The sequence below is a fragment of the Pseudomonas sp. IT-P100 genome (genome assembly GCF_949767185.1).
Lineage (GTDB): Bacteria > Pseudomonadota > Gammaproteobacteria > Pseudomonadales > Pseudomonadaceae > Aquipseudomonas > Aquipseudomonas fluorescens_B.
In genome coordinates this window covers 193,021-202,229 of sequence record NZ_CATKQK010000004.1, presented here as the reverse complement: position 1 = coordinate 202,229, position 9,209 = coordinate 193,021, and the positions used below count along the sequence as shown (strand labels likewise).

Annotated in this window: 9 protein-coding genes; 3 read left to right on the top strand and 6 right to left on the bottom strand. The window is 62.2% G+C overall.

Features of this window, described 5'->3' with window-relative positions; genetic code table 11:
* Positions 1-299: 299 nt before the first annotated feature.
* The 5 genes from ACM6IQ_RS03905 to ACM6IQ_RS03885 form a co-directional block, all read right to left on the bottom strand.
* Positions 300-524 (bottom strand): MbtH family protein, encoded by a 225-nt coding sequence (locus ACM6IQ_RS03905; protein WP_017339962.1) that lies wholly within the window; start codon positions 522-524, stop codon positions 300-302.
* An 81-nt stretch (positions 525-605) separates the two neighbouring features.
* Positions 606-2,018: an aspartate aminotransferase family protein gene (locus ACM6IQ_RS03900; RefSeq protein ID WP_017339963.1), complete on the bottom strand. Its 1,413-nt coding sequence runs from the start codon at positions 2,016-2,018 to the stop codon at positions 606-608.
* A 75-nt stretch (positions 2,019-2,093) separates the two neighbouring features.
* Entirely contained in the window at positions 2,094-2,579 is a 486-nt protein-coding gene (locus ACM6IQ_RS03895) for a GNAT family N-acetyltransferase (protein WP_414878104.1), read from the bottom strand.
* Between the two features lie 159 nt (positions 2,580-2,738).
* Positions 2,739-4,064, bottom strand: coding sequence for an ATP-binding protein (locus tag ACM6IQ_RS03890; RefSeq protein WP_414878103.1), 1,326 nt, complete (start codon positions 4,062-4,064; stop codon positions 2,739-2,741).
* Positions 4,061-4,744: a response regulator gene (locus tag ACM6IQ_RS03885; protein ID WP_017339966.1), complete on the bottom strand. Its 684-nt coding sequence runs from the start codon at positions 4,742-4,744 to the stop codon at positions 4,061-4,063. The genes ACM6IQ_RS03890 and ACM6IQ_RS03885 overlap by 4 nt, the downstream gene beginning before the upstream one ends.
* Before the next feature lie 153 nt (positions 4,745-4,897).
* Here ACM6IQ_RS03885 and dsbD point away from each other — a divergent pair, with 153 nt between their 5' ends.
* Genes dsbD through dsbG form a run of 3 tightly spaced genes read left to right on the top strand, consistent with a single transcriptional unit; the run spans position 4,898 to position 8,246 of the window.
* Entirely contained in the window at positions 4,898-6,634 is a 1,737-nt protein-coding gene (gene dsbD, locus ACM6IQ_RS03880; protein WP_414878102.1) for a protein-disulfide reductase DsbD, read from the top strand.
* Positions 6,634-7,500: a prolipoprotein diacylglyceryl transferase family protein gene (locus tag ACM6IQ_RS03875; protein WP_414878101.1), complete on the top strand. Its 867-nt coding sequence runs from the start codon at positions 6,634-6,636 to the stop codon at positions 7,498-7,500. The genes dsbD and ACM6IQ_RS03875 overlap by 1 nt, the downstream gene beginning before the upstream one ends.
* Entirely contained in the window at positions 7,476-8,246 is a 771-nt protein-coding gene (dsbG, locus tag ACM6IQ_RS03870; RefSeq protein ID WP_017339969.1) for a thiol:disulfide interchange protein DsbG, read from the top strand. Before ACM6IQ_RS03875 ends, dsbG begins: the two co-directional genes overlap by 25 nt.
* Positions 8,247-8,317: 71 nt before the next feature.
* Here dsbG and ACM6IQ_RS03865 read toward each other — a convergent pair whose 3' ends face one another.
* Entirely contained in the window at positions 8,318-9,130 is an 813-nt protein-coding gene (locus ACM6IQ_RS03865) for an alpha/beta fold hydrolase (protein ID WP_414878100.1), read from the bottom strand.
* Positions 9,131-9,209: the final 79 nt, after the last annotated feature.

The following is a 9,209-nucleotide window of genomic DNA, read 5'->3' as shown; positions in this document are numbered from 1 at the left end:
GACGCTCACGATAACGCGTATTGTCTGAATGAACGCGTTGCCTGGACATCCATCGCTAGCAGGCTAGGTCCCACAGGGGAACGCGTTCTGCTTTGGCTTTGGCTTTTGATCTGGTTTTTGATCTTGATCTGCCCCATCGGAAAGCCGAGAGCAGTTCTGCGTAGTGGGCCCACGGAGCAGGACCGGAGCGAGGCAAATCAAGGCTTGCTCACGAAACACACCTCCAGACAACACAAACTCCAAAGCAAAAAAAAGCCCGCTGACCTTACCGGTCCAGCGGGCTTCTCTTTGCGTGAAATCTAGTGAGCCAGAGCCTGCTCTTCCATCTTCTTGCGCAAGCTCAGCGGACGCATGTCCGTCCAGGTTTCTTCGATATAAGCCAGGCATTCCTTCTTCAGCCCGCTCTTGCCCACGGTGCGCCAGCCTTCAGGCACAGCTTTGTAGTCGGGCCAGATCGAGTACTGCTCTTCGTGGTTGACCACGACCTGAAAGAGGATGTCCTCGCGGTCGAATACTGACGTCATGGTGTCTCTCCATCGCTGTAAGGTGAGCTGCACTGCGTGCGCAGCCGTTATGTAGAAAGAACGTTCCGGGGCCCGGAAAATTTAGAGGCTGGCGGTGGCAGCAGCCATGGCTCGACCAAAAATCTCCGCGACCCGATCGATTTCCGCGGCGGTAATCACCAGTGGCGGCAGGAAACGCACCACGCCGCCATGACGGCCCCCCAGCTCAAGAATCAGCCCGCGCTTGAGGCATTCACGCTGCACCAGCGGCGCCAGACGAGCAAAAATCGGTGGATGCCCCTGACCATCCGGCGCGCCTGTCGGGTCGACCAGTTCGACGCCAAGCATCAGGCCGCGACCGCGAATATCGCCCAATTGCGGAAAGTCCCGCTGAAGAATGCGCAGGTGCTCGCTCAAGCGTTCACCCATGGCCGCAGCGTGTTCGCAGACCTTGTGCTCAACCAGATAACGCATCACCGCAGAGCCCGCGGCCATCGCCATTTGATTGCCACGGAAGGTCCCGGCATGCGCGCCCGGCAACCAGGTGTCGAGCCAGTCGCGATACACCACCACCGCCAGCGGCAGGCTGCCGCCGATGGCCTTGGACATCACCACCACGTCCGGAATGATCCCGGCGTGCTCGAAGGCGAACATCTTGCCGGTACGGGCAAAACCGCTCTGGATTTCGTCGACGATCAGCGCCACGCCCGCCTTCTCGGTGATGCGCCGCACGCCGCGCAACCAGTCGAGGTCGGCCGGGATCACCCCACCTTCGCCCTGGACGACTTCCACAATCACGGCAGCCGGCAATTGCACGCCGGCCTCGGGATCGTTCAGCAAATTATCGAGATAGTTGAGGTTGACCTGCACGCCTTGGGCGCCACCGAGGCCGAACGGGCAACGGTAATCGTAGGGATACGGCATGAACTGCACGCCGCTGCTGAGCAATGCGCCCAAGGGCTTTTTCGGACCCAGGCTGCCCATCAGGCTCAACGCGCCCTGGCTCATGCCGTGATAAGCGCCCTGGAAAGACAACACGGTGCTGCGCCCGGTGGCGGTGCGCACCAGTTTCAGCGCGGCTTCCACCGCGTCGGTTCCGGTCGGGCCGCAGAACTGGATCCTTGCTTCAGCGGCGAGCGCCGGCGGCAGCAGTCCGAACAGGTCCTGGACGAACTGGTCCTTGACCGGCGTGGTCAGGTCGAGGGTGTGCAGCGGCAGTTCATCGGCCAGCACTTGCTGGATCGCTTCGATCACCACCGGGTGGTTATGCCCCAGGGCCAGTGTCCCGGCGCCGGCCAGGCAGTCAATGAAACGGCGGCCTTCAACGTCTTCGACATAAATGCCCTTGGCACGCTTGAGGGCCAGGGGAATGCGTCGCGGATAGCTACGGGCATTCGATTCCTGCTGACTCTGGCGTGCCAGCAACGGCGATTCGTTGAACTGATACAGCGTCTCGGCCGGCGCCGGAGTGATCCGGGCCGACTGATCTTCCATAAGGCTGGTAGCGACTGACATCTCTCGACCCCTCAATAGGTTTTCCTGTTCTGGAAACGCATCAGCGCGCCGAGGATTTAGACCCTTGATCAGCTTTTATGAAGGTGGCGTCAGCGCCTTGTACATGGGGATGGCGTGGAGCCCGGCGACGGTGAAGGTTTCGGCGCAGGGCTGATAACCCAGATGACGGTAAAAGGCTTCGCTGGTTCGGGTGCTGTTGAGTCGGGCCTGGGCCACACCGCGTTCAATCAGCCAGCGTTCGAGGTCGTGGACCAGTGCCTGCCCGGCACCGCGTCGAAACCATTCCGGCTGCACGTAACAGAACGCAACCTTGCCGCTGATCGCCGCCATCGCGGCGCCTACCGGTTTGTCCTGCAACAGGGCGATATTCAGGTACAACCGTTGGTCGGTCAGCCACGTTTGAATGCGTTCAGTGGTTTTGCTGTGAGTCCAGGTGGCGACGGTTCGCGGGTCGTTGCGGTGGTCGAGCGCACAGCCGATGCGGATCGAACGCTCGACGATCCGGCTGATGATGCCGGCGTCGGCGGGGGTTGCCTTGCAGACGTGCAGGGATGCATCCATGGCACTGTGACCTCAATCCATTGAGAAAAAGCCGTCGGGGACGATAGCCCCGCAGGTGCCAGCAATGCCAATGGAGAGAGGTTACATTTGATGTGCAACACAGAATCCTGTGGGAGCGGCGGTGCGACGTGCCCGCTCCCACAGGGTTTTGTGGTGTGTTCAGACCGGTTGCAACGGCATGGTCAACTCAACCCGCAAGCCATCCGGCCGGCTGTCGAAACGCAGCGTGCAGCCACATCGCTGAACAATGGCCTGGACAATCGCCAGCCCCAAGCCACAGCCGGTGCTCTGGCCGTTGCGCCAGAAGCGCTGGGTCAGGTGTTGCAGATCGTCTTCGGCAATGCCCGGGCCATGGTCGCGTACTACGAACTGTACGCGGCTGCCGGTAGTCTCCAGGCTCAGTTCCACCGGTCCGTCATTCGGGGTATGGCGTAGCGCGTTGTCCAGCAGGTTGCGCAGCGCGGCAATCGACAGCACGGCGGGCATTTGCACCGGAGCGTGAGAGATCTTCGTCGGCAACTTGAATGTGATCCGCTGACGATCACCGCTGGCGGCATCCTGAATCGCCAGTTTTGCCACTTGCTCGGCGCTGCATTGCACACCGTCGTCGAACGACAGGCTGCCCTCGACCCGTGCCAGCAACAACAGTTGCTCAAGGGTCCGGTGCAGGCGGTCGGCGCCCTCCTCGGCCCGGGCCAGGGATTGATCCCGCGCCGCGCCGTCGGTCATGCGTGCCACTTGCAGGTGCGTCTTGATCGCCGTCAGCGGGCTGCGCAGTTCATGCGCCGCATCACCGGTCAGGCGGCGTTCGCGCTCGATGGTCTTGCCGATGCGCTGGAACAACTGGTTCTGGGTATCCAGCAACGGTTGCAATTCGCTGGGCAGCGGCTGGATCTGCAAAGGTTCCAGCGAGTCGGCGCTGCGGCGCATCAAGGCATCGCGCATGCGGTTCAACGGCGCCAATCCCTGGCCGATGCCCAGCCAGAGCAGGCACAGGCAACCGAGCAATGCCACGCCCACCGGCACCGAGGCGGCCAGCAGAATCGACATGTTCAGCGCTTCACGCTCGATCTGCCGATCAGCGGTGGTGATACGCAGATCGCCACGGGCCAGGGTGAAGCTGCGCCACGGCGCGCCGTCGATCATCTGATCGTGGAAGCCCATTTTCTCGGCTTCCAGGGTTTGTTGCGGATCGGTGTGACTGCGGGCCAGGATTTCCCCGCGCAAGGAGCTGACCTGACACGCCATGCCACCCGGAATGTTCAGTTGTTCCGCGCTGAAATGGGTGCCCTCGCCCTTGGTCGGCAAGGCGGGCAATTGCTCCATCAGGCCGGCGACCATACGCGCCGACGCCACCAGCCGCTGGTCGAGGGAAAACATCATCTGGTTGCGCAGGTCGCTGAGCATCCAGGCTGCCGCCAGGGCCCAGATCAGCGCAAACGCGGCGCCGAGTGTCAGGCTCAGGCGCAAACGCAGGCTCATCACTTTTTCAGTTCCTCTGCACCATCGGCCGGCCCAAGGCGATAGCCCAGGCCGCGCACGGTCTCAACAATGCCGTTACCCAGCTTGCGCCGCAGGTGATGGATATGCACGTTGAGGGCGTTGCTTTCCAGCTCGTCGTTGAAGCCGTAGACGCTGTCCTTCAACTGCTCGGTGGACAGCACCCGGCCACGGTTGTGCAGCAGAGCTTGCAACAGCGACTGTTCGCGACGGGAAAGGTCCACCGGTTGTCCGGCGAGCGTGGTTTCGCGGCTGCTCGGGTCATAGGTCAGGGCGCCGTGCTCGATCAGGTTGACGCTGCGCCCCGCGACCCGCCGCAACAACGTGTGCAGGCGTGCGGCGAGTTCACGCAGGTCGAACGGCTTGAGCAGGTAATCGTCGGCACCGGCCTGCAAACCGTCGACGCGGTCAGTGACCGAATCCCGCGCGGTGAGAATCAGCACCGGGATTTCCAGACCGTTGTGGCGCAACTGCTGCAACAGCTTCAGACCGTCCTCGTCGGGCAGGCCGAGGTCGAGCACCATGACGTCGAACTCGGCGACCTTGAGCATGGCGCGCGCAGCCGAGGCCGTCGCCACGTGCTCGACCGTCAGGCCTTGAGCGGTGAGACCGGCGACAATGCCGCTGGCGATCAGCTCGTCGTCTTCGCAAACCAGTACGTGCATGGTCAACCCTGTTGAAAAAAGCTGATTAGGCCGGTGGCCGATTAAGCGGACATTATGCCGCAAGCGCCACGTCCACAAGGTTATCGCGGTTAATCATCGGTTAATCGCCGCCTCCCATTGTGCACCTCACTTGCAAAGGGATAAGGCTTACCCATGCGTCGACTGTTTTTGTTTTTTCTTCTCTTGATCTCGGGTGTGGCCCAGGCAGGGACCAATCCGTTCGAAACCAAACCTGAATTCCTGCCGGTGGAAAAGGCGTTTGTCTTCACCTCCGAGCGCCTCGACTCAGGGGAAACACAGCTCTATTGGCAGGTCTCCGACGGTTACTACCTTTATCAGAAACGCCTGAAGTTCGATGGGTTACCCGCCGAGCTGCATCCTGTGCTACCCGAAGGCGAGTCTCACAGTGATGAATTCTTCGGCGAACAGCCGGTTTATCGCCAGGGCCTGGAACTGAAGATTCCGGCCGGTGCGACGGGCACGATCAAGGTTGGCTTCCAGGGGTGTGCCGATGCCGGTTTGTGTTATCCACCGCAAACCCAGGTGGTGGATCTGGGCGGCAGCGCTGCCACTTCCACGACGACCGAAGCCCCGGATCAAGCCCTGGCCAGCAGCCTGCAACAACGGGCGCTGGGCTGGAGCCTGCTGGTGTTCTTCGGTCTGGGCCTGCTGCTGGCCTTCACCCCTTGTTCGTTGCCGATGCTGCCGATTCTGGCCGGTTTGATCGTGGGCAGTGGCGCCACGCCCAAACGTGGTTTTGCGCTGGCGACCAGTTATGTCGTGAGCATGGCGCTGGTGTATGCGGCGATGGGCGTTCTAGCCGCGTCGCTGGGTGCGAACCTTCAGGCGCTGCTGCAAAACCCTTGGCTGCTGGGCAGTTTTGCTGCGGTGTTCGTGTTGCTGGCACTGCCGATGTTCGGGTTCTTCGAACTGCAACTGCCGGTGGCCGTGCGTGATCGGCTGGAAAACGTGTCGCGCAATCAGCGTGGTGGCAACCTGCTCGGCGCGGGCGTGCTGGGCGCGTTGTCCGGTTTGCTGGTCGGCCCGTGCATGACCGCTCCACTGGCGGGCGCCCTGCTCTACATCGCGCAAAGCGGCAATGCGCTGCACGGCGGGTTGATTCTGTTCGCCATGGGCATCGGCATCGGTGTGCCGCTGCTGTTGCTGGTGACGGTCGGCAATCGCTTCCTGCCCAAACCCGGCGCCTGGATGAACCTGCTCAAAGGCGTATTCGGCTTCCTGTTCCTCGCCACCGCGTTGCTGATGCTGCGGCCGGTGCTGGATCAATCGTTGTGGGTCGGTCTGTGCGGTGCGCTGTTGCTGATCGCCGCCTACAGTGCCTGGAAACAGTCGGAAGGTTTCGGACGCGTCGCGCATCTGTTCGGTGCCAGCTCATTGTTGCTCGGCGTCTGGGGCAGCCTGTTGATGATCGGTGCGGCGGGCGGCAGTGATGACCTGTTGAAACCGCTACAGGTCTTTAGCACCGCCAATGCGAGCAATGTCACCCGCCCGGTCGGCCACGACGCCTTCACCACGATCAAGGACCCGGCCGTGCTGCAACGGGAACTCGACGCGGCTCAGGCTCAGGGCCAGTGGGTGCTGCTGGACTACTACGCCGACTGGTGCGTGTCGTGCAAAGTCATGGAAAAACAGGTTTTCAGCCAAACCCGCGTCCTCGACGCCTTGAGCGATGTGCGCTTGCTACGGCTGGACGTCACCGCCGACAATGCCGCCAGCCGCGAACTGCTCGGCCGTTATAAAGTGCCGGGGCCGCCGAGTTTTCTGTGGATCGGCGCCGACGGCATCGAGCGTCGCAGCCAGCGCATCACCGGCGAGGTCGATGCCGACACCTTCCTGCAACGCTGGACCACCACCCGAGACGCCCGTTAATGCTGACTTTTACCCTCGGCACCTTTGCCATCGCGCTTAACCACCTGCTGCTGATCAGTGCCCTGGCGCTGGCGACGTTTGTCGGCTGGCGGGCGGCCAAACGTGGCGGCGAGAACCCCGAGTCGGTGCTGTTCAGCCTGTTCCTGATCGGCATGCTGGCCGCCCGGATCAGCTTCGTGGCGCTCTACTGGGCGCACTATCGCAATGATCCGTGGCAAGTCATCGACTTGCGCGACGGCGGTTTTCTCGCGCTGCCCGGGGTGATCGTGCTGTTGCTCGCCGCGTTGTATCGCGGCTGGCGTCGGCCAGGCTTGCGCCGCCCGTTGGGCTTCGGCGTGGCCAGCGGCCTGGCGTTCTGGGTGCTGGCCACCTTCTCGCTGACAATTTACGAACAGGGCACGCGCCTGCCGGACATTACCCTGCGCAATGCCGCCGGTGAAACCGTGCAACTGGCGGACTACAAGGGCGGGCCGCTGGTGATCAATCTCTGGGCCACCTGGTGCCCGCCGTGCCGTCGGGAAATGCCGGTCCTGGAAAATGCCCAGCAACACCGCCCGGACCTGACTTTCCTGTTCGTCAATCAGGCCGAAAGCATGCAAAGCGTCAGCACGTTCCTGGAAACCCAGGGCCTGAGCCTGTCCAACGTGCTGTTCGACGGCAGTGGCCGATTGGGCCAGGCCGTCGGCTCGATGGCGTTGCCGACTACGCTGTTCTATAGCCCTGACGGTCGTCTGTTGGGCAGCCACCTGGGCGAACTGTCGGAAGCCAGCCTGGCTCGCGCCCTGGAAAACTTCGATACCCCGAATCCCGCCGTACCGGCCACCTCTTCAAGGAAACTGCCATGCCCCGCCTCCGCCACCTGTTGACGCTGACCCTGGGCGCCGCCCTGCTGCACTTGCCGTCGGTACAGGCCGCTGAAGAACTGCCCGAAGCGATCAAGAAGATCGAAGCCAAGGGCGCCAAAATCGTTGGCCAGTTCGACGCACCCGACGGCCTGCGCGGTTATGCCGCGCAGTACCAGAACCGCGGCATGGCGCTGTACCTGACGCCCGATGGCAAACATGTGTTGCTGGGCAGTTTGTACGACGCCGAGGGCAACGACCTGAGCAGCGCGCCCTTGCAGAAGCTGGTTTACGCGCCGATGGCCAAGGAAATCTGGGGCAAGCTGGAAACCAGCAACTGGATCGGTGACGGCAACAAGGACGCCCCCCGCGTGGTGTACCTGTTCAGCGACCCGAACTGCCCTTACTGCAACATGTTCTGGGAACAGGCGCGGCCGTGGGTGAAGGCCGGCAAGGTGCAATTGCGGCACATCATGGTCGGCATCATTCGTGAGGACAGTCCGGGCAAATCCGCGGCGCTGCTCGCGGCCAAGGACCCGCAAAAAGCCCTGCAAGACCACGAAGGTGCCGGCAAGGCCAGTTCGCTCAAGGCCCTGAAAGACGTACCGCCGGCGATTCAGGCGAAACTGGCGGCGAACATGCAGTTGATGGAAGACCTGGAGTTGCAGGCGACACCGGCGATTTTCTACATGGACGACAAGGGTGAACTGCAACAACAGCAAGGCGCGCCGTCACCGGACAAGCTGGTGAAGATTCTCGGGCCTAAGTAAGGGCCGTTTGATTCGTGGTGGCAGCAGTAACGTCATCGCGGGCTCGCCCGCGATGACGTCAGTACGATCGACTAATTTCTCTCAGCCAGAAACTTCAGCAAGGCCTCGGTCACAAACGACGGATTCTCCAGATTGGAGATATGCCCCGCCTCCGGTACCAGCACACACGGGCAACCGATCAACTCGGCCATTTCCTTCGCCTCCGACGGCGGTCGCGGCTTGTCCTGATCGCCACACATCACCAGCGTGGCGCCAGCATTCAACTCGCCCAGACGCGGCAACAGATCATCCCGACCAAACGTAATCCGGCCCATCGGCACGATGCTTTGACGCAGGCGCTCCGGCGGCAGCGCAGCCAGTTTCGCGCGAAAATCCTGATACAGCGCCGACTGCGGATCGATGCCCGGACGGAAGAAGATCGGCACGACGATGTCGAGCAATTGCGGTGCAATCACCCCGCTGTCTTCGATCTGCTTGAACAGCGAGAAATAGTACTGGCGGGTCGGTTCCGGTTCGACACCGACGTAGGTGTCCATCAGCACCAGGCCGTTGATTCGTTGCGGGGCTGACAGTGCCAGGCGTACGCCCCACATGCCGCCTACCGACAGACCGACCAGCGTGACACGGTCGATGTCCAGATGATCGAGCAACCCCCGTGCCTGACGGGCAATGTCATCCAGCGATTGCGTGCCTTCCGGTAGCGGGCCTGATTCACCGTGACCCCACAGGTCCAGGGCGATGACCCGGTATTGCCGCGACAGCGCGGCGATCTGCGGCGCCCACATGGCCTGGTCCCAGAGGTAGCTTCCGGCGAGCAGCACTGCGGGGCCGGTGCCTTGATCGATGTAGTGAAGGGGTTGTCCGTCAATCGTAACGAAGGGCATTGACTGTTTCCTCTGCCGAAAAGGGAAGAGGCAGACTGCGACGGGTCGGATCTACAGTCAACGCACAAATCGTGTCGAA

Excerpts from the sequence above, each read along its gene's own strand:
- ACM6IQ_RS03905 (WP_017339962.1), bottom strand. The coding sequence starts at position 524 with ATGACGTCAGTATTCGACCGCGAGGACATCCTCTTTCAGGTCGTGGTC.
- ACM6IQ_RS03900 (WP_017339963.1), bottom strand. The coding sequence starts at position 2,018 with ATGTCAGTCGCTACCAGCCTTATGGAAGATCAGTCGGCCCGGATCACT.
- ACM6IQ_RS03895 (WP_414878104.1), bottom strand. The coding sequence starts at position 2,579 with ATGGATGCATCCCTGCACGTCTGCAAGGCAACCCCCGCCGACGCCGGC.
- ACM6IQ_RS03885 (WP_017339966.1), bottom strand. The coding sequence starts at position 4,744 with ATGCACGTACTGGTTTGCGAAGACGACGAGCTGATCGCCAGCGGCATT.
- dsbD (WP_414878102.1), top strand. The coding sequence starts at position 4,898 with ATGCGTCGACTGTTTTTGTTTTTTCTTCTCTTGATCTCGGGTGTGGCC.
- ACM6IQ_RS03875 (WP_414878101.1), top strand. The coding sequence starts at position 6,634 with ATGCTGACTTTTACCCTCGGCACCTTTGCCATCGCGCTTAACCACCTG.
- dsbG (WP_017339969.1), top strand. The coding sequence starts at position 7,476 with ATGCCCCGCCTCCGCCACCTGTTGACGCTGACCCTGGGCGCCGCCCTG.
- ACM6IQ_RS03865 (WP_414878100.1), bottom strand. The coding sequence starts at position 9,130 with ATGCCCTTCGTTACGATTGACGGACAACCCCTTCACTACATCGATCAA.